Origin of the sequence: Pseudocolwellia antarctica (assembly GCF_049933045.1) — a bacterium.
GTDB lineage: Bacteria > Pseudomonadota > Gammaproteobacteria > Enterobacterales > Alteromonadaceae > Pseudocolwellia.
Genome location: NZ_CP187926.1, coordinates 2,056,645 through 2,075,559, shown reverse-complemented (window position 1 = coordinate 2,075,559; position 18,915 = coordinate 2,056,645). Strand labels below are relative to the sequence as shown.

Sequence of the window (18,915 nt, the reverse complement as noted above, 5' to 3'; positions counted from 1 at the left end):
AGAGAATGCCAAAACGTACCGATTTAAAAAGTATCTTGATCTTAGGCGCTGGACCAATTGTTATTGGTCAAGCATGTGAATTTGATTATTCAGGTGCACAAGCTTGTAAAGCGTTACGCGAAGAAGGTTACCGAGTTATTCTAGTTAACTCTAACCCAGCAACGATAATGACTGACCCTGAAATGGCTGATGCAACTTATATCGAGCCAATTCACTGGGAAGTTGTTCGCAAAATTATTGAAAAAGAACGTCCTTGTGCTGTATTACCAACAATGGGCGGTCAAACTGCACTTAACTGTGCATTAGAATTAGAAGCTAAAGGTGTATTAGCTGAATTTAATGTTGAAATGATTGGCGCAACTGCTGATGCAATCGACAAAGCTGAAGACCGTAGCCGTTTTGATAAAGCAATGAAAGCGATTGGCTTAGATACGCCACGCGCTGAAATTGTTCACACCATTGACGAAGCACATGCTGCAAGTAAAAACTTAGGTTTCCCTTGTATCATTCGCCCATCTTTTACTATGGGTGGCACAGGTGGCGGTATTGCATATAACATCGAAGAATTTGATGAGATTTGTACACGTGGCTTAGATCTTTCTCCAACATCTGAATTATTGATTGATGAATCATTAATTGGTTGGAAAGAGTATGAAATGGAAGTAGTTCGCGACAAAAATGATAACTGTATCATTATTTGTTCGATTGAAAACTTTGACCCTATGGGTATTCATACGGGTGACTCAATCACTGTAGCACCAGCACAAACACTTACAGATAAAGAATACCAAATCATGCGTAACGCTTCTATTGCGGTACTTCGTGAAATTGGTGTTGAAACAGGTGGTTCAAACGTACAATTTGGGATATGCCCTGATACAGGTCGTATGGTTATCATTGAAATGAACCCACGTGTTTCGCGTTCATCAGCATTAGCCTCTAAAGCAACAGGTTTCCCCATTGCTAAAATTGCAGCCAAGCTTGCTGTAGGTTATACCCTTGATGAATTACAAAATGATATTACAGGTGGTGCAACTCCAGCATCATTCGAACCAACAATTGATTATGTTGTTACTAAAATCCCACGTTTTAACTTTGAAAAGTTTGCGGGCTGTGAAGACCGTTTAACAACGCAAATGAAATCTGTTGGTGAAGTTATGGCTATCGGTCGTAACCAACAAGAATCAATGCAAAAAGCATTACGTGGCTTAGAAGTTGGCGTGAATGGTTTTGACTCTATCGTTGATGTTACTAAGAAAGGCGCTAAAACTAAAATTATGCATGAGCTTCAAGAAGCTGGTGCAGACCGTATTTGGTATATCGCTGATGCATTTCGTTTAGGTTTAACTCTTGATGATGTTTTCAATGCAACTAAGGTTGATCGTTGGTTCTTAGTACAAATTCAAGATTTAGTACTTGAAGAGAAGGAAGTAGCTACAGGTGGTATGAAGTCATTAACACCTGAACGCTTACGTCAGCTTAAACGTAAAGGTTTTGCTGATTCTCGTCTTGCTGATGTTATTGGGGTTAACGAATCTGAAATCCGTAAGAAACGTCATGCAGCTAAAATATTCCCAGTGTACAAACGTGTAGATACTTGTGCTGCTGAATTTAGTTCAGACACAGCTTACATGTACTCAACGTACGATGAAGAATGTGAAGCTAACCCTACTGATAATGACAAGATCATGATCTTAGGTGGCGGACCAAACAGAATTGGACAAGGTATTGAATTTGATTACTGTTGTGTTCACGCGGCATTAGCGCTACGTGAAGATGGCTACGAAACTATCATGGTTAACTGTAACCCTGAAACTGTTTCAACAGATTATGATACATCTGACCGTTTATACTTTGAATCAATTACTTTCGAAGATGTACTTGAAATTGTACGTGTTGAAAAGCCAAAAGGCGTAATTGTTCAATACGGTGGTCAAACACCTCTTAAACTAGCTCGTGCATTAGAAGCTGCAGGCGTACCAATTATTGGTACATCTCCAGACGCGATTGACCGTGCAGAAGACAGAGAACGCTTTCAACAAGCGGTTGACCGTTTAGGTTTATTACAACCTGAAAATGCTACTGTAACTTCAATTGATGAAGCGATGGCTAAAGCTGAAGCGATTGGTTTCCCTCTTGTTGTACGTCCTTCATATGTATTAGGTGGACGTGCAATGGAAATTGTATACGACCTAGATGATTTACGTCGTTACATGACTGAAGCTGTAAGCGTTTCTAACGATTCTCCTGTATTACTTGATCACTTCTTAGATGATGCGATTGAAGTAGATATTGATGTGATTTGTGACGGTACTGATGTTGTTATTGGCGGCATCATGCAGCACATTGAACAAGCGGGTGTTCATTCAGGTGACTCAGCATGTTCATTACCTGTTTATAGCTTGAGCCAAGAAGTTCAAGACGTTATGCGTAAGCAAGTAACAGATTTAGCGTTTGAGCTAGGTGTTATTGGTTTAATGAATACGCAAATGGCTGTTAAAGATAACGAAGTTTACCTTATTGAAGTAAACCCTCGTGCTGCTCGTACGGTTCCATTCGTATCAAAAGCAACAGGTGTTCCTCTAGCTAAAATTGGCGCACAAGTTATGGCAGGTAAAACCTTAAAAGAATTAGGTATTACTGAAGAAATTATTCCACCATACTTTTCTGTTAAAGAAGTTGTTATACCATTTAACAAGTTCCACGGCAGTGACCCATTAGTTGGACCAGAAATGCGTTCAACAGGTGAAGTTATGGGCGTAGGCGATACATTTGAAGAAGCTTTTGCTAAAGCTAACTTAGGTGCTGGCGTTTCTGTTCCTAAAGATGGTCGTGCATTAATCTCTGTTCGTAACAGTGATAAAGGTCGTGTACTTGATTTAGCTAAGAAAATGGTTGAATTAGGTTACGAGCTCGATGCTACTCACGGTACTGAAATTATTTTACGCGAAGCAGGTGTTCCTGTTCGTCGTGTAAATAAAGTACAAGAAGGGCGTCCACATATTCTTGATAGAATTAAGAACAGTGAATATAGCTACATCATTAACACCACTGAAGGTCGTAAAGCGATTGAAGATTCTAAAGTGTTACGTGGTGGCGCATTACGTTATAAAGTAGCATACACAACAACATTGAATGCCGCTTTTGCAGCTTGCCAAGCTCATGCAGCCGATGATAGAAACACGGTTACCTCTATTCAAGAGTTACACCTTCGTTGTAAGTAGTTATTGCTAAGATAATATCTAGCTAGCTTTATGTAGAGTAGTGATTTACTATGTTAAATTACTACTCTACATGTCTTTTCTCAAATAAAGCCATTGCGATTATTATTATCCATAGAGTAAAATTTATTTTAAAAGTGGTGTTTCTAACGAAAGACCACTTTTTTATTTTTTGCTAAACAGTTTAATTAATCAACCCAAAATAAGTGAAAGCTTAACCAAGTTGATTAATATTAATAAGAGATTTAAGAAGAAATAAAATGACTAAATACCCAATGACACTTCTTGGTGCTGACCAGTTAAAAGAAGAGCTTAGAGTTTTAAAAATGGAAAAGCGCCCACGCATAGTAAAAGATATTGCTGATGCGCGTGAACATGGCGATTTAAAAGAAAATGCTGAATACCATGCAGCGAAAGAAGAGCAAGGTTTTTGTGAAGGTCGTATTCAAGACATTGAAGGTCGTCTTTGTAATGCTCAAGTTATTGATGTTACAAAAATACCTAACCACGGCAAAGTGATCTTTGGTGTTACAGTAACTTTATTGAATATTGATACTGAAGTAGAAGTTAAATACCAAATTGTTGGTGATGATGAAGCTGACTTTAAAACAGGTCGTATCTCATTAAACTCTCCAATAGCGCGTGGCTTAATTGGTAAAGAAGTTGATACAGAGATTGAAATAACAACTCCTGGTGGCGTTGTAGAGTATGAAATTATTGCTGTCGAACATATCTAATATTGTTAATAGCAATTTTAGATACTAAAAAAGGTGCTTAAAGCACCTTTTTTTATGGTTGGGATTTAATCTTTTACACAAATAACATTCGCGTTGTTTATTAGTTATTAGCCCTAGAGAAGCCAATAGATAATAGTATTACTCAGCTACTGCTACTAATGTGTCTAATTCAATTGAATTGAACTGTTCGTCGCTTTGAGTAATAAGAATTTCTTGAGCAGATTTTTCAACATTTAACGTTAATGTGTTCATGCTTTTTAATGATTGAGCTAACTCAGTATTTACGTTGATTGCTAAACCATTGCTATTAAAATCTTCTACTTGTACTAACTCGATGGCTTGAACTGAAGCTGATGCAGCTAAAGTAAGTGCTATTGTTGTTATAAACATTTTTACGTTTTTCATTTTTGGACCCTCTAAAAAATAATACATTAATTTACGTATAGATTTTTTAGGACCTATTTTCTCAATACTAATTGTAATCTGTACTTTACAATTTTTCTATAACCCATCCAATTATGGGGTTGAGATGAAGTCCTTCATCTATATTGCATATAATAAGGTAATACCTTCAACATTAAAAACGACTATAATTAATGTTAATCATTAGAAAAACTAATGGATACTTGTGGTTGCTTTAGTTACTATGCTTACATTAAAAATAAGTTTATTAACTTAACAATTATCAATTTAAGTGAAATGTTATAATGGCAAGTAAATTACCGCCTCTAAACGCATTGCGGGTGTTTGAAGCGTCTGCAAGACGTCTAAGTTTTACTCGTGCGGCAGAAGAGCTTTTTGTTACGCAAGCTGCGGTTAGTCATCAAATAAAAGCATTAGAAGAATTTATTGGTCTTAAACTATTCATGCGTAAAAATAGAGCACTTCTATTAACCGAGGAAGGGCAGTCTTACTATTTAGATATTAAAGATGTTTTTAACAATATTCAGGAAGCCACCGAAAAACTATTCGCCCGAGGCGACAAGGGTGCAATAACGGTTAGTTTACAGCCGAGTTTTGCTATTCAATGGTTAATTCCTCGACTGAATGCTTTTAGTCTTGAACACCCTGATATTGATGTAAGAATAAAAGCTGTAGAACAAACTGATAACTTGTTAACTGAAGATGTTGATGTCGCTATTAACTACGGACGTGGTGACTGGGGCGATTTACATACTGAAAAACTTCATCAAGAATATTTAATTCCTGTTTGTTCTCCACTTATTTTTACACAAGGTAAACCTCTGAAAAAGATCGAAGACTTAGCCAATCACACTTTATTACATGATACTTCTCGTAAAGATTGGACCTTATGGTTTAAAAAAGTGAAAGTTAAAGGTGTGAACGTAAACCACGGACCTATCTTTAGTCATTCGGCGATGGTTGTTCAAGCGGCTATCCACGGACAAGGTGTCGCATTAGCGAATAGTGCATTTGCTAAGCCAGATATCGATTCAGGACGTTTAATCTGTCCATTCCATGAAGTTTTGGTGAGTAAGAATGCTCACTATATGGTTTGCCGCGAACATCAACGTGATTTAGGTAAAATAGCCGCCTTTAGAGAGTGGGTATTAGAAACTGTAGCGTTAGAGCAGGAAGAAGATTTATATGACGATTAATATAGAAAATAAAATAGCTCCAGCAGAAGCTAGCCAGTCTTCAGTTATTGAAAATTTTGTTAAGCAACCAAAAGCTTTATTTATATTTGCCCATGGTGCAGGAGCTGATAAAAGTCACCATTTTATGGAAAACTTTTCTACCGCATTAAATAACAAAAATATTAACGTAGTGCGTTTTAACTTTCCGTATATGGATAAGCGTTTAGTGGATGGCAGAAAATATCCGCCAAACAGAATGCCATTGCTGCTTGAGTGCTACCAAGAGGTGGTTGATAAATACTTACAAGATAACTCAAATGGATTACCTGTTTTTATTGGCGGTAAATCGATGGGAGGGCGCGTAGCTGCAACTCTCTCTTCTTCGGGAGTTGCTGTAAAAGGTACTGTTTGTATTGGTTACCCTTTTCATCCTCAAAAAAAGCCAGAGAAACTACGTTTAGAGCCCTTACAAGAAACCCTTTTACCTATACTTATTTTGCAAGGCGATAGAGATACTCTAGGAGATAAAAGTGAAATAGAAAACTATGATATTTCCCCCTTATGCGAAGTGTTTTATTTTGAAGATGGCGATCACAATTTAAAGCCTAGAGTTAAATCAGGCTATACTCATGCCCAACACTTAAAAACCGCTGTTGAACAGCTAGTCAGGTTTATTCATGAACAATCTTAAATTGATACGCTTATTATTGTTTTTTGTTGGTATAAGTGGCGCTTTTTCAGTATTATTCGGCGCTTGGTTTGCTCATGCTGGGCAAACATTATCTGTTATTGATAAAATGCGAATCGAGAATGCGCAGTTTTATCAGTTTATTCATACACTTGCTTTGTTTGTGTCGATTGTTTGGTACACAAAGTCAGCCTCTAAATGGTTGCTAAGTTCAGCAGTATGTTTCAGTTTAGGTATTTTGTGCTTTAGTGGTAGCTTATATGTGAAAACATTTTTTGCGCTGACAAGTATCGGAGCTGTTATCGGAAAATTAGCACCTGTTGGTGGTATGTTATTAGCTTTAGCTTGGTTGTGTCTTATATTTGTAAGCAAAAAATCGCTTGAATCAAACAACTAAAATACTGTGTTCATGATCCCTTTTAGGTAAATCACTAATTCATTAAAAGTAAATAAGAAAGTAAATAAATATGGCCTCTATTATATTATATTGTCGCCCAGGCTTTGAAAAAGAGTGTGGTGCAGAAATTCAAGAAAAAGCAGCGTGGAATGAAGTTTACGGCTACTTAGAATTGAAAAAAAATCAGGGGCTCGTTTACTTTCACTTAAATGTGGCAGAAGAGGGCGATAAGCTGTTAAATGAAATGCCTTTACGTCGTTTGATCTTTGCTCGTCAATGGTTTTTATCAGTAACAGATAAGCTTGACTTACCTGACTACAATCGTGTTGAAGCGATTACTGAAGCGCTTGGTAGTGATTTTCAATATGCTGACTTGCGCATGGAAATGCCTGATACCAATGATGGTAAAGAGCTTTCTAAGTTTTGTCGTAAACTAGCGGTTCCATTAAGACAGTCGCTAAGAAAGTTAGGTTCTTTAACTGAGAAAGGTGATAACGAAGGCGCTATTTTACATGCTTTATTTTTAAGTGGTAACGAAGTTATTTTAGGTTATTCGTACGCACATAACAGTTCTGTGCATGTAATGGGTATTCCGCGTTTAAAATTCCCAAGTGCTTCACCGAGTCGTTCTACCCTTAAACTTGATGAAGCGTTTTTACACTTTATTCCAAGAGATGAGTGGGATGAACGTTTAACGTCAGGTTTGAAAGCTGTTGATTTAGGTTCTGCTCCTGGTGGTTGGACTTATCAGCTTGTTAGACGTGGCATGATGGTTACTGCTATCGATAATGGTCCAATGGCTGAGTCTTTGATGGAATCAGGTCAAGTTAAACACAAAATGATGGATGGCTTTAAATACACACCAATGAAACAGAATAACTATTGGTTAGTGTGCGACATGATAGAAAAGCCTCAACGTGTAGCTAAACTAATGGCTGAGTGGTTATTAAAAGGCTACTGTAAAGAAGCTATGTTTAACTTAAAACTTCCTATGAAAGGGCGTTACCAACAAGTTAATGACGATCTGCAAACAATGAAAGATATGTTTAGTCACTACAATGTTAAATATGAGTTGTTCGCTAAGCATTTATATTACGATCGTGAAGAAATTACAGTACACGCAAGATTATTATCTCCGTTACCCTTAATTGAATAACAGATTGAGTAATTAACTAAATCTCTAACTGATAATACGGTAAGTGATGTCAACGTATAAAAACATTAAACCCTGAGCTTTTTGCTTGGGGTTTTTTATTTATAAATCTGAGGTATGAGGTTATACCAAACGGATTAATGTATTGAGCAACTTAGAACTACATTAGCAAGCTTAGAACAAGCAAAATTGATTAAACATAGTTATTCTATATTTTTTTAATTTTGTGATGTTATCAGTTTGCTAATGAGCTCCCGAAGGGCGAGAATTTAAAGGCTCATATGCCGCGTTATTGATTTTGACAAGGTTCCTACATGGATGTAGGACATTAGGGTAACGCAGGAGCAGTTACCGAGAATAACCATTCTCTTCAATCAATGCCTCGCCTACATGGATGTAGGTGCTTAGGTTCAGTCTGGAACTATGAACCTGTGCCTCTAAGCCTTTAAATTCTCGCTAAGTGAGCAATAAATTAATCCGTTTGGTATTATATTTTAGGGCTTTCTAATCTTACTGATAACGAATATCTTTTAAGTTGAAGCCCAATGGGATGTCATCTTTTAAGGTGAGTAGCTTACTGCTTAACTCAATAGTATCGGTATGCTCTTCTAACTTTTTAGCCATACTAGCTTTCAAATCTTCAGCTGCTGTAATTGCTGATAATGTTCCATACTCATTTAATAAACTAGCTGCTGTTACTTGGCCTATACCTGCAACGCCTGGTATTTTATTGGTGCTATCGCCTGTCAGCGTCCAAAAGTCGACAAGTTGTTCTGGTGCGACATTAAACTTCTCTAAAACATAAGCTTTGTCTAAATAACGTTTATTGAAATAATCGTAAACATTAATGTGTTCGTTCAACATCGACAAGAAGCCTTTGTCTGTTGAAACTATGGTGACATTTTTACCTTTAAGCGCGACTTTTTGAGTGAGGGTAGCGATAAGATCGTCAGCTTCATCTGTTTCAGATATTAACGAGTCAACTTTCATCATCATTAACTCGTCTTGAATATAAGATAATTGCTGCGCTAAGTGCTCAGGCATTTTTTTTTCTTCCCTTTTTATAATCAGGGAAGATGTCATAGCGCCAACAAGAATTTTTACTATCGAACACCGTTAATATATGGGTAGGTTGTAGTAGGTCTATTATTTTTTTGATGGCGTTAACTGTAGCTTGTTGGGTATTGAATAATACTTGTTGTTTTGTGCTTTCTGCTAATTCATTATTCAGCAAAAACGGGCGCTCTTGTACCGCATAAATTCTTCTAATTAAGTTTAAAGCATCTATAAGTACAAGATGTGCGCTCATTCGTTATTCTCCGATAACTCTGTAACAAGGTTGATATTTGGTGCCAGGTAACTTCATACGTTCTTGTTCAACAAAAGATTTTAAGAGTTTGTCCATCAGCGCCATTATCTTTGGATCGCCTTTTATATCAAATGGTCCATTTTCTCTTACTTCTTTTATACCTGAAGCTTTAACATTACCCGCAACAATACCTGAAAATATTCGTCGTAAATTTGCAGCAAGCGTTGACGTTTCTTGATCAAAGCTTATGTTTTGATTTGCCATGCTTTCATGATCTGGCTCAAAAGGGCGTTGAAAGTCAGGCTCTATCACTAAAGACCAATTAAAATGATAAGAATCACCCACTTCTTTTCTATAGGTAAGAACATCTTCTAATTTTACTTTGAGTGTTTTGGCTACTTTTTCAGAGTCACCAATAATTATTTCATACAATGCTTGAGCTTTCTCACCTAATGTAGCACCAATGAAGGCATCAATCTCTTCAAAATACGCTTTACTTTCAACAGGACCCGTTAAAATGATAGGTAATTTTTGTGCTTGGTTTTTAGTGTTAAGCATTATGCCTAATAAATAAAGCAGTTCTTCAGAAGTTCCTGCGCCACCAGGGAAAATAATAATGCCGTGAGATATTCGAACAAATGCTTCTAATCTTTTCTCAATATCAGGCATTATTACTAGTTCGTTAACTATTGGGTTTGGTGGCTCAGCAGCAATAATACTCGGCTCAGTTAAACCAATATAACGGCCAAAGTTGTTACGTTGTTTAGCATGGCTAATCGTGGCACCTTTCATCGGCCCTTTCATTGCACCAGGTCCACAACCTGTACAAATGTTAAATCCACGTAAACCTAATTGATACCCTACTTCTTTGGTATATTTATATTCAATTTGGTTGATTGAATGACCACCCCAACAAGTAATTAAATTAGGATCTGTTTCGGGTTTTATCACATTAGCATTACGTAAAATATCAAAGGTTACATGTGTTATTTCACTAGAGTCGTCACTAATGTTTTGGTATTTGGTATTCGTGAACAATATATCTCGTAACACGGCCGATAAATGTTCTTGAATCCCTTTAATAATAACACCGTCGACAAAGGCATGTTGAGGAGGGTTTTGTAAATCTAATTTAATACCACGTTCGCGGCGGAGTATTTTTATTTGAAAGTCTGGCGATAATTGGTAAATTTCTTCGGCATTATCCGTATGGCTACCCGCATTTAATACAGCCAAAGAACAATTACGGTAAAGCTTATATAAATCACTAGTGGCCGATTGTTGAAGTTTGTCTACTTCCATAGGAGAAAGTAGCTTCATGTTTCCTACAGGGTCGAGTTGTGTATGCATATTAAATCCTTTTCGGGAATGAGGGAGGTATCCTGACATAACGGTAATAATAGATAGTTCTTATGTCAGGATATTGGAAGTTAAAAGATTATTGTTCGAAGAAAAAACTATACATATATTACTTGGTTTTTACCTTCAGCCTTGGCTTTGTATAAAGCTTCGTCAGCACGTTCAAATGCGGTATGAGTGTTATCATGAGGATTAACATGTGTTGCACCTACTGAAACGGTAATACTCACTTTGTCGTTTTTAAATTTAAAAGGTAATCGAGATATATGTTGTCTTAATGTATTTAATCGTTGTTTAAGTTGTTCTTCGTTTACATGAGACATAATCAATACAAATTCTTCACCACCGTAGCGAGCTACAAATGCATTTTCGCCAATGTGTTTTTGTAACGTATTTGCTATAACTTGTAATGTCTTATCGCCAGCAGTATGTCCGTAAGTATCATTGATACGTTTAAAGTCGTCTAAGTCGAGAACCACTATGACTAATTCAAAATTTTTGCTGTGATATTTCATTAATGATTTTGCATAGTAATCATCAAAGCAGGCTCTATTAGCTAACTTAGTTAACGCATCTTGCATACTACGAGCTTGTTGCTCTTGAATACGCTTTTCAAAGGTTCTGCTTTCTTCTTGAAGCGCTTCAACTTTAGATGCCATATCTTTCATTTGAGATTGTAATAAACTATTTTGTTCAACTTCAAATTCAGACTTTTTCTGTAATGTGCTAGCAATGCGTTTTAATTTCTCATTAATGTCATTCTTTATGCTTGATAGGGAAGTAGCGTTGCTAATTTCTGTCGCCATTTCACCCACTTGCTTTTGTAGAATAATATTGAGTTTTTCGTGTTTCGAGCCTGATTCTGCGCTAACAGCTAATGTGGTTTTGACTGCAGATTGAACTGTAGATAAGGTTTCACTTAGCGTTGATAAAAATACTTTTGCTGTGTTTCGTTCATTTTTTAAATCTTCAACAATCACATCAAACACTTCAAAGAAGCGGTCTAATAAATTGTCGTTAGACATATCAGGTTTTATCTTAGCTTTTACGGTTGATAGCTGTTTCGTATTAATATCTGATAAGGCTAATTCATTCAATATAATGGAAAATTTATCGATGAAGGCTTTATTTACAGGCTGTATCGTTGAAGTTTCGGCAGTAGGAATTGGTAACTCTTGAGTCGATTTATTCGTGCTTTTATCGGTGTTTGCATTAACTTTACTGGCTAGCGCCATGGTATAAAAAGCAATTAATTTATTTAAAATAGGGACGTATTGAACAACGGCATCTTTTTCATCTTCAGCGCTTTCTATTAACGCGCGTAAATCTCGTCTTAAGTCTCCAGGTAAACCATTAATTTTTTGTAAGGCTTTTCCTGCAGATAAAAAATCTGTATGTAGTGATTTTATATTGGCAGCATTGGTGCTTGAATGTTTTTGTAAAAGCTGTGAAACGAAGGTTATTTGTTTTTCTATATCTGTTAATGGGGCCGACTTTTTAAGTAAAGAGCGTAAGTTTGCTAATTTATTATCAAGTGTTTTATCTTGACCTTTACAGGTTTGAGTTAACTTTCCAATAAATTCGATTAACATGGAAGATTGTGTTTTTAAATCATTTTCCAATAAGGCACGTGAAGAAATAGCAGCTTCTAATTTCTGTTTTAATTGAATAACTTGCGCATCAGATGAAGATTTATCGCTCATAAAAGTAATTACGTCCTACAGATATAATAATTAACTCTTTAATATTATTTTGGAAGATATATTAAAGTGATTTTTAAATTAAGATGAATGTTTTAACTTATATTAATTTGAGTATATATCAAAGTTCGGCATATCGCCGAATTTTTCAATCGAATTATATAAAGCTAAGTATCTAGTAAATATTAATATTTACTAGATACTTACAAATTTAATAATGTCGCAATCAGAAATTATTTATTGGCGTAGGGTACGTAATGCAGGAGCGTGACTATTGTCAGTAGATCGGTATGGGTTTATGTCTAAACCGCCTCGGCGTGTGTAGCGAGCAAAAACACTGAGTTGAGTTGGTTTACAGTTAGCCATTATATCGGTAAAAATCCTTTCTACACATTGCTCGTGAAACTCATTATGTTGTCTAAATGATATCAAGTAGCGTAATAATGCAGCTTCATCGATTTTAGATCCTGAATAAGTAATATATACACTTGCCCAGTCAGGCTGATTAGTGATCAAACAATTAGATTTTAACAAATGGCTGATTAATGTTTTATTTTCAACTTGTTGATTTGTATTTGAAAGGGCTAATAAGCTTGAATCAATCTCGTATGTTTCAATCGATACATCTAATTCATCAATACAGCTTGCTGAAATTGGCGCAATAGCCAAAGGTGCACATTCATCAACACGGAATAAACTTACTTTTGCTTGTGTACCCGATGTTTGAGAAAGATCGTGCGTTAAGTGTTGTTCTACTTCATCCCAAGTTGAGAATTTACTTTGATTAAAGCTATTTAAATATAGCTTAAAAGATTTAGATTCAACAATATTAGGGCTTGTACAATCAAACCTGAATTCAGCCACTGCAACAACAGGTTTTCCTTTGCTATTAAGCCAGGATAACTCGTAGCCATACCAAACATCTTCACCTTTAAATTTAAGGTCATTCGCTTTTATTCCTAAACCATCACGGTTTAAAGAACGCGGTACAGCTTGTAATAAATTAGGATTGTATTCACTACAGTATTCGGTTGGTTTACCAAGAGATAAATCATTTAGTTCGATAGAATTTTTGTATAAAGTCATAAAGGGCTTGTTATCAAGTTTATGTTAACGTAATTTGCACGCTGAATATTTTAGCCATTTTAAAGGATCTTTCTCTGATATGACATTACCAAATAACTTAGTAAAGAATACATTACTTGCTTTTACCGCTTCATACATTGAAAACTATCAGAGTACTCATCAACATTTACCTCACGTTGACGTCGATAAAGACTGGATCTCACCTTGTGAGGTTGGGAAGTTTAATGATGACAAAATTCATTGGCAACCTGTAGAAATTGATGAGCAATTAAATTTTGAGAACGTAGGGCAAGCATTAGGCCTAAGCATTCATCAAGACATACAAGATTACTTTTCTTGTGTTTATAGTGAATCGATTGATGCTGAATCTGAAGACGGTAAGTTGTCGTTATTATTACCTTGGAATAAAGATGATTTTGAAAGGCTGCAACAAAACCTAATTGGTCATATCATGATGAAACAAAAGCTAAAACAAAGTATTACGTTGTTTTTTGCTGTTACTGATGAAGACGATATGATTATCTCACTTGATAATGAGTCAGGTGAGGTATGGGTAGAGCAGGTGGGTTGTGTACCTCATAAAAAGTTAGCGAATAATTTAGTTGAGTTTTTAGAGAGTTTAACACCAATAGCTAACTCTCTAAATGAAGAGGCTTAATTTAGTTTAGGTCAATTATTGTAGACTGGCCTTACTTAATACTCGCCTGTTTAAGTTGTTGTAACTGAGCTTTAACCTCAGCCAATTCAGCTTTAATAGGCGCCAATGCACTTTCTATAGCTGCATTTATCTGTTCAACAGACAATGTTACATCTGCCTCCATTTTATCTTCACTCGTTTTAATATTTTCAACGATCTTCGGTTCTGGAAATACACAGTTTTCTGGCTCATGACTCCAGCTTTTTAAAGCACCTATCATTTGTGGGAGTGGAACAGGGTTTGGAAGCTTCGCTTTAATTAATGCTACGGTCGGTTTTTTTCCGTCATTCGCTAATTGATTAGCAATAATTGTGATTTTTTCAAAGTTAGTCATTTATCTAAACCTAATAATTTATTCACTAAATTTTAGTGCATTTTACTAATTAAAAATATGTTTTTCTATTTATTTAAATATTAAGTAAACAAAATCAATTAATTAGATTTCTGGTTTGGTATTTGCTAAATAATTAAGATGTAATACCAAGTTGAGCGATTAATTATTCAAATTGGTACGAAATATCTTTTAATCTCTTTGGGGTTTAATTCCCCGCAGCTTGCTGCGATTTGGGATAAGCGCTAAAGTATTAGGATGAGTATATTTCTCCATAAAAGTCATAATGTTTCAGTTCTAATGTATCATCTTGTTTGTCCAGCTAAATATCGCAAAGTGATATTTACTGATGAAGTTGATCAGGTACTGAAAGGTGTTTGTGAAGAAATATCTAAAAGGTATGAAATTGCGTTCATAGAAATAGGAACAGATAAAAATCATGTTCATTTTTTGATTCAATCAGTCCCGATGTATAGCCCTAAAAAAATAGCGCAAATAGTTAAAAGTATTACGGCAAGAGAGATTTTTAAGAAATGCCCATTTGTTAAAAAGGAATTATGGGGAGGGGAGTTTTGGTCAGATGGATACTTTATTACCAGCGTAGGTAAGCATGGAAATGAGTCAATAATAAAAGATTATGTGAAGAATCAAGGAGATGATTCTTATAAAAAACTTAAGCGAGAATCAATAACAGATGATCAATTCCAACTATGGTGATAGAGGGTTAATTAATACCCCGCTTTCACGTAGTGAAAGACGAGCCTAAGCGAGACAGCTTGCTGCGGGGTTTTTTACTTAAAAATACATTTATAACTCTTTAAGGATAATTATGAGAAAATCATTACTGGCATTATTTATTGTCGCTCCTATCACATTTGGATTAACAGGTTGTGTTATTGCTATTGATGGGGATAAGGATGAGCATAGCTTTCAAAAGAAACATAGCAATGAGTTTGAAAATCGCAAAAATATTGAGAGTTTAGCCTTAAATAGTGAATATACTCAGGCATCTACTTTACTTGGTGTTGCAGACTTTACTGAGTCTTACCAAGTAAAAGGTAAAGAGATAAAAGTAATATATTATAGAACTCAACGTTTACACAAAGATGGTGTTACTAGTAAAGATGAATGCACATATTTACAATTTGAGAATAGTATTCTCACTGAAGTAGGTGCTGGTGGAAGTTATAAACGTATTGAAGCGATTTAATCTGATCTCGTTCTTTCATGCTTAATATTTGCTCACTATAAAATATGCTGATATTGTATATAATCGATAATTATATGGGTCTTATAAGAATAAATAAGCGCTAAATCTTAGTTATTTTAAAAATTAAACCTATAATAAATAAAATATATATAAGTCAAAATGAGGGAATTTGGATGAATGATACAATATCTGCAAAAACTGATTTAGAAGTAAGGGCTGAGTATTTAGCGCCTGAAGATTTAAAACTTGCGGCTTCTTTATTGTATCAAGCCTATCATGACGACCCTGTATTTTTAGATATTTTTAACGGTGACAAACCTGATTACGAGCAAAGACTAAGAACTTCAATTCGTGAAGAACTTAATGGCTTCTGGAAAGCTCAACAACCTATGGTTGGGCTTTATTTAGGTGAAAGTATTGTTGGTGTCGCGTGCCTAAATAAACCCGATGTAGGCATGGGCTCAGAACGTTTTTGGCATTGGCGTTTAAAAATGTTGTTAGGTGCTGGTTATTACAGTACTAAGCAAATGATTGAGAAAGAAGAAAAAATACTGGCAGCAGTGCCTTTAAAAAAATTCCACATGCTGTCATTCATCGCTATACATCCACTCCATCAGCATCATGGCTTTGGTCATTATTTAGTTGCCGCAATTAATACTATTTTAGAGGAAGACGCTGAAAGTGAAGGTGTTGTGGTTTATGTCACCACTAAAAAATATCAAGACTTTTTCAATGACGTTGATTATCAAACATTCTCTGAAGTAAGTGTGGGTAATGTTTCTGGAACGTTAATGGTTCATCGTCGTTAATTTTTAGTTTAAAAATCAAATTTTTATTCGAATAAAGTCTTTAATTTAGATTCAAAATAGTAAGGCAGTTTATCTGCCTTTACTCAAAACTTCTTAATATCCCTTTCTTGCTTTAACTAGCGAAGCGTAAATCTCGGGGGCTTGCCCCGTGCTGGATAGTGTATACTGGGGGGACCCCAGTAAATGCTATTCTTCATATGGAACTTCAAAGAAATACACATCATGTCTTTAGATTAATGTACCACTTTGTGTGGATACCAAAGTATCGACACAAAGTCTTCATTGAACCTTATCGTTCAACAATGAAAGCAATTATTCAAAAAGTAGGATATGACTACGATATTGATATCGTAGAGTTAGAAATTCCGAGTGACCATATTCATATGGTTATTAGAGGGATCCCTAAACAGTCGCCAAGCGATGTTATGCAAATAATTAAAAGTATAACTGCTCGTGAGTTTTTTAGAATTTATCCTGAAATTAAAAAGCAGTATTTCTGGGGCGGTAAATTATGGACACAAAGCTTTTTTGTTGAAACGATTGGTAACGCAACAGAAGAAGTTATCAGGAAATATGTTCAAGAACAGTTAATCGAATTAGATGGTAAAGAAATTAATAGCGATCAACTGAACTTGTTTTGAAACTCGGTTGCTTGCGGCCGAGAATTTTATACGTTTTTTAACGTAAATAAACCTTTTAAAATTATTTTCATAGTATTTAACAAATATTTAATCTCGATATTATGAGTTTATAATTTCTTGATTTGTATGTCGTATTCAATTTCCTTTTATCGTTAATCATTAATAAAGCCTATCAATTCTCTTTTTGTCATGAAATTTAATCATCTAAGACCGTGTCTTATTCCTCGAAAATAAAAACAATAAATAGAATTAAATTTACAAAGAGGAATATTACTTTATGACTATGCGTCAAATTTTCATAGTATTCATGATTACATCGATTATATTAATTCTCGGTTTATCCATGTTATCTATTACTTGGTTGTGGGCTTTTGCTATTTTAGGACCTGTGATCTTAATTGGTTTGTATGACATCTTACAAACTAAACATTCTATCCGTCGTTTATATCCAGTATTCGGACGATTCAGGTATTTACTAGAAGCTGTTAGACCTGAAATTCAGCAATATTTTGTTGAATCTGATACCAGTGGAACTCCTATTTCTAGAGAATTTAGATCTTTAGTTTATCAACGTGCGAAAGGTGATCGAGATACTCGACCTTTTGGTACTATTTTTGATGTTAACCGTGCTGGCTATGAGTGGATTAATCATTCAATGCAACCTAAACATCTTACTGATTTTGATCCTCGTATTAAGTTTGGTGGTCCTGACTGTACAAAACCTTATATGTCAGCATTATTGAACATTTCAGCCATGAGTTATGGCGCATTAAGTAAGAATGCCATTATGTCACTTAACCGTGGCGCTAAACTTGGTGGTTTTTCACATAATACGGGCGAAGGTAGTATGAGTCCTTATCATTTGGAGCACGGTGGTGACATCGTATGGCAAATAGGTACGGGGTATTTTGGTTGTCGTAATGACCAAGGAAACTTTAATCCTGAAACATTCAAGGAAAATGCGACTAAAGATGTTGTGAAAATGATAGAAATTAAACTATCTCAAGGTGCTAAACCAGGCCATGGTGGTATTTTACCTGCTGCTAAGTTAACTGAAGAAATTGCCGCTATTCGTCATGTTCCTATGGGAGCTGATGTTGTTTCACCTCCATCACACAGTGCCTTTTCAACACCAACAGAATTATTACTTTTTGTTAAGCAGCTAAGAGAATTATCTGGAGGAAAACCTATTGGGTTCAAACTTTGTATAGGTCGTCATGATGAGTTTTTAGGGATTTGTAAAGCGATGATAGAAACAGGTATTACACCTGATTTTATTACTGTTGACGGCGGTGAAGGCGGAACAGGTGCTGCACCAACTGAGATGACAAACTCTGTAGGAACCCCAATAAAAGACGCATTGATTTTTGTTAATAATGCTCTGATTGGATTCGGTCTTCGAGATAAAATGCGTATTATTGCATCAGGAAAAATGTTTTCAGCATTCCATATCTTAAGAGCCATGGCTTTAGGTGCTGATACGGTTAACTCGGCGCGAGGAATGATGCTTTCATTAGGTTGTATTCAAGCACGTACTTGTAATACGGACCACTGTCCTACAGGTATCGCTACTCAGAATCCATCACGAAATAAAGCGATTATCGTTACAGATAAATCACAACGTGTTGCTAACTTTCAACGTGAAACTGTTAAAAACCTAGTGGAGTTAGTTGGCGCTGCTGGTTTAAATAGTGTTGAAGAACTTGAACCTAAGCATTTGAATCGTAGAGTTGAAGGTATAAATATTAAAACCTATGAACAACTTTACCCGACAATAAATGTCAATGTTTTGTTAGATGAAGTTGTTATACCTGAAAGTTGGCGTTATGACATGGCACAAGCTAATGCTGCCTCTTGGTAATAAATAGCTAAACCAAACTAGAATTAAAAGGGGCTAATTGCCCCTTTTGTGAATATAAAAAACAATATCATTTTAATCATCCCTTAAAGCTGTGTATACAGAATGAATAAAAGGGGTT

General features: G+C 35.6%; 19 protein-coding genes. 12 read left to right on the top strand and 7 right to left on the bottom strand.

Annotation, left to right across the window (positions count from 1 at the left end):
* Positions 1 to 5: 5 nt before the first annotated feature.
* Positions 6 to 3,224, top strand: a complete 3,219-nt coding sequence (gene carB / locus ACPUVN_RS09005; RefSeq protein ID WP_426356950.1) for a carbamoyl-phosphate synthase large subunit — start codon at positions 6 to 8, stop codon at positions 3,222 to 3,224.
* Positions 3,225 to 3,481: 257 nt separating this feature from the next.
* Positions 3,482 to 3,958: a transcription elongation factor GreA gene (gene greA, locus ACPUVN_RS09000; RefSeq protein ID WP_426356951.1), complete on the top strand. Its 477-nt coding sequence runs from the start codon at positions 3,482 to 3,484 to the stop codon at positions 3,956 to 3,958.
* Between the two features lie 138 nt (positions 3,959 to 4,096).
* On the opposite strand, the gene ACPUVN_RS08995 is transcribed toward greA, so the two are convergent.
* The gene (locus ACPUVN_RS08995) at positions 4,097 to 4,363 is read right to left on the bottom strand and encodes a hypothetical protein (RefSeq protein ID WP_426356952.1); all 267 of its coding nucleotides are present in this window, start codon (positions 4,361 to 4,363) and stop codon (positions 4,097 to 4,099) included.
* Positions 4,364 to 4,665: 302 nt separating this feature from the next.
* Here ACPUVN_RS08995 and ACPUVN_RS08990 point away from each other — a divergent pair, with 302 nt between their 5' ends.
* From ACPUVN_RS08990 to rlmM, 4 genes are all read left to right on the top strand, one after another.
* Positions 4,666 to 5,577, top strand: coding sequence for a transcriptional regulator GcvA (locus tag ACPUVN_RS08990; RefSeq protein WP_426356953.1), 912 nt, complete (start codon positions 4,666 to 4,668; stop codon positions 5,575 to 5,577).
* Positions 5,567 to 6,247: an alpha/beta family hydrolase gene (locus tag ACPUVN_RS08985; protein ID WP_426370490.1), complete on the top strand. Its 681-nt coding sequence runs from the start codon at positions 5,567 to 5,569 to the stop codon at positions 6,245 to 6,247. The genes ACPUVN_RS08990 and ACPUVN_RS08985 overlap by 11 nt, the downstream gene beginning before the upstream one ends.
* Entirely contained in the window at positions 6,234 to 6,641 is a 408-nt protein-coding gene (locus ACPUVN_RS08980) for a DUF423 domain-containing protein (protein ID WP_426356955.1), read from the top strand. Before ACPUVN_RS08985 ends, ACPUVN_RS08980 begins: the two co-directional genes overlap by 14 nt.
* A 70-nt stretch (positions 6,642 to 6,711) precedes the next feature.
* Positions 6,712 to 7,797 carry a 23S rRNA (cytidine(2498)-2'-O)-methyltransferase RlmM gene (rlmM, locus tag ACPUVN_RS08975; RefSeq protein WP_426370489.1) on the top strand — a complete coding sequence of 362 codons (1,086 nt, stop codon included), beginning with the start codon at positions 6,712 to 6,714 and terminating at the stop codon, positions 7,795 to 7,797.
* Between the two features lie 507 nt (positions 7,798 to 8,304).
* Here rlmM and ACPUVN_RS08970 read toward each other — a convergent pair.
* The 5 genes from ACPUVN_RS08970 to queF all read right to left on the bottom strand — a co-directional run bounded on the left by ACPUVN_RS08970 (position 8,305) and on the right by queF (position 13,248).
* Complete coding sequence (locus ACPUVN_RS08970) at positions 8,305 to 8,838, bottom strand: 5'-3' exonuclease H3TH domain-containing protein (protein WP_426370488.1); 534 nt, start codon at positions 8,836 to 8,838, stop codon at positions 8,305 to 8,307.
* On the bottom strand, positions 8,831 to 9,103 hold the full coding sequence (locus ACPUVN_RS08965; protein ID WP_426370487.1) for a hypothetical protein: 273 nt from the start codon (positions 9,101 to 9,103) through the stop codon (positions 8,831 to 8,833). Before ACPUVN_RS08965 ends, ACPUVN_RS08970 begins: the two co-directional genes overlap by 8 nt.
* A gap of 3 nt (positions 9,104 to 9,106) precedes the next feature.
* On the bottom strand, positions 9,107 to 10,453 hold the full coding sequence (ppnN, locus tag ACPUVN_RS08960; protein ID WP_426356958.1) for a nucleotide 5'-monophosphate nucleosidase PpnN: 1,347 nt from the start codon (positions 10,451 to 10,453) through the stop codon (positions 9,107 to 9,109).
* A 107-nt stretch (positions 10,454 to 10,560) separates the two neighbouring features.
* The gene (locus ACPUVN_RS08955) at positions 10,561 to 12,165 is read right to left on the bottom strand and encodes a GGDEF domain-containing protein (RefSeq protein WP_426370486.1); all 1,605 of its coding nucleotides are present in this window, start codon (positions 12,163 to 12,165) and stop codon (positions 10,561 to 10,563) included.
* 234 nt (positions 12,166 to 12,399) lie between these two features.
* The gene (queF, locus tag ACPUVN_RS08950; protein WP_426356960.1) at positions 12,400 to 13,248 is read right to left on the bottom strand and encodes an NADPH-dependent 7-cyano-7-deazaguanine reductase QueF; all 849 of its coding nucleotides are present in this window, start codon (positions 13,246 to 13,248) and stop codon (positions 12,400 to 12,402) included.
* Between the two features lie 79 nt (positions 13,249 to 13,327).
* On the opposite strand from queF, the gene syd reads away from it, so the two are divergent.
* Positions 13,328 to 13,906 carry a SecY-interacting protein gene (gene syd / locus ACPUVN_RS08945; protein ID WP_426356961.1) on the top strand — a complete coding sequence of 193 codons (579 nt, stop codon included), beginning with the start codon at positions 13,328 to 13,330 and terminating at the stop codon, positions 13,904 to 13,906.
* A gap of 31 nt (positions 13,907 to 13,937) precedes the next feature.
* Here syd and ACPUVN_RS08940 read toward each other — a convergent pair whose 3' ends face one another.
* Positions 13,938 to 14,279, bottom strand: a complete 342-nt coding sequence (locus ACPUVN_RS08940; RefSeq protein WP_426370485.1) for a hypothetical protein — start codon at positions 14,277 to 14,279, stop codon at positions 13,938 to 13,940.
* A 255-nt stretch (positions 14,280 to 14,534) separates the two neighbouring features.
* Here ACPUVN_RS08940 and tnpA (ACPUVN_RS08935) point away from each other — a divergent pair, with 255 nt between their 5' ends.
* The 5 genes from tnpA (ACPUVN_RS08935) (at position 14,535) to ACPUVN_RS08915 (ending at position 18,797) form a co-directional block, all read left to right on the top strand.
* The gene (tnpA, locus tag ACPUVN_RS08935) at positions 14,535 to 14,993 is read left to right on the top strand and encodes an IS200/IS605 family transposase (RefSeq protein ID WP_426370012.1); all 459 of its coding nucleotides are present in this window, start codon (positions 14,535 to 14,537) and stop codon (positions 14,991 to 14,993) included.
* 112 nt (positions 14,994 to 15,105) lie between these two features.
* Positions 15,106 to 15,486 (top strand): DUF3192 domain-containing protein, encoded by a 381-nt coding sequence (locus ACPUVN_RS08930; protein ID WP_426370484.1) that lies wholly within the window; start codon positions 15,106 to 15,108, stop codon positions 15,484 to 15,486.
* Between the two features lie 173 nt (positions 15,487 to 15,659).
* Positions 15,660 to 16,295, top strand: a complete 636-nt coding sequence (locus ACPUVN_RS08925) for a GNAT family N-acetyltransferase (RefSeq protein ID WP_426356964.1) — start codon at positions 15,660 to 15,662, stop codon at positions 16,293 to 16,295.
* A gap of 197 nt (positions 16,296 to 16,492) precedes the next feature.
* Positions 16,493 to 16,936, top strand: a complete 444-nt coding sequence (gene tnpA / locus ACPUVN_RS08920; protein ID WP_426357338.1) for an IS200/IS605 family transposase — start codon at positions 16,493 to 16,495, stop codon at positions 16,934 to 16,936.
* Between the two features lie 343 nt (positions 16,937 to 17,279).
* On the top strand, positions 17,280 to 18,797 hold the full coding sequence (locus tag ACPUVN_RS08915) for an FMN-binding glutamate synthase family protein (RefSeq protein ID WP_426356965.1): 1,518 nt from the start codon (positions 17,280 to 17,282) through the stop codon (positions 18,795 to 18,797).
* Positions 18,798 to 18,915: the final 118 nt, after the last annotated feature.

Coding starts and splice junctions, on each gene's coding strand:
- carB (WP_426356950.1), top strand. CDS start 6: ATGCCAAAACGTACCGATTTAAAAAGTATCTTGATCTTAGGCGCTGGA.
- greA (WP_426356951.1), top strand. CDS start 3,482: ATGACTAAATACCCAATGACACTTCTTGGTGCTGACCAGTTAAAAGAA.
- ACPUVN_RS08995 (WP_426356952.1), bottom strand. CDS start 4,363: ATGAAAAACGTAAAAATGTTTATAACAACAATAGCACTTACTTTAGCT.
- ACPUVN_RS08990 (WP_426356953.1), top strand. CDS start 4,666: ATGGCAAGTAAATTACCGCCTCTAAACGCATTGCGGGTGTTTGAAGCG.
- ACPUVN_RS08985 (WP_426370490.1), top strand. CDS start 5,567: ATGACGATTAATATAGAAAATAAAATAGCTCCAGCAGAAGCTAGCCAG.
- ACPUVN_RS08980 (WP_426356955.1), top strand. CDS start 6,234: ATGAACAATCTTAAATTGATACGCTTATTATTGTTTTTTGTTGGTATA.
- rlmM (WP_426370489.1), top strand. CDS start 6,712: ATGGCCTCTATTATATTATATTGTCGCCCAGGCTTTGAAAAAGAGTGT.
- ACPUVN_RS08970 (WP_426370488.1), bottom strand. CDS start 8,838: ATGCCTGAGCACTTAGCGCAGCAATTATCTTATATTCAAGACGAGTTA.
- ACPUVN_RS08965 (WP_426370487.1), bottom strand. CDS start 9,103: ATGAGCGCACATCTTGTACTTATAGATGCTTTAAACTTAATTAGAAGA.
- ppnN (WP_426356958.1), bottom strand. CDS start 10,453: ATGCATACACAACTCGACCCTGTAGGAAACATGAAGCTACTTTCTCCT.
- ACPUVN_RS08955 (WP_426370486.1), bottom strand. CDS start 12,165: ATGAGCGATAAATCTTCATCTGATGCGCAAGTTATTCAATTAAAACAG.
- queF (WP_426356960.1), bottom strand. CDS start 13,248: ATGACTTTATACAAAAATTCTATCGAACTAAATGATTTATCTCTTGGT.
- syd (WP_426356961.1), top strand. CDS start 13,328: ATGACATTACCAAATAACTTAGTAAAGAATACATTACTTGCTTTTACC.
- ACPUVN_RS08940 (WP_426370485.1), bottom strand. CDS start 14,279: ATGACTAACTTTGAAAAAATCACAATTATTGCTAATCAATTAGCGAAT.
- tnpA (WP_426370012.1), top strand. CDS start 14,535: ATGAGTATATTTCTCCATAAAAGTCATAATGTTTCAGTTCTAATGTAT.
- ACPUVN_RS08930 (WP_426370484.1), top strand. CDS start 15,106: ATGAGAAAATCATTACTGGCATTATTTATTGTCGCTCCTATCACATTT.
- ACPUVN_RS08925 (WP_426356964.1), top strand. CDS start 15,660: ATGAATGATACAATATCTGCAAAAACTGATTTAGAAGTAAGGGCTGAG.
- tnpA (WP_426357338.1), top strand. CDS start 16,493: ATGGAACTTCAAAGAAATACACATCATGTCTTTAGATTAATGTACCAC.
- ACPUVN_RS08915 (WP_426356965.1), top strand. CDS start 17,280: ATGTTATCTATTACTTGGTTGTGGGCTTTTGCTATTTTAGGACCTGTG.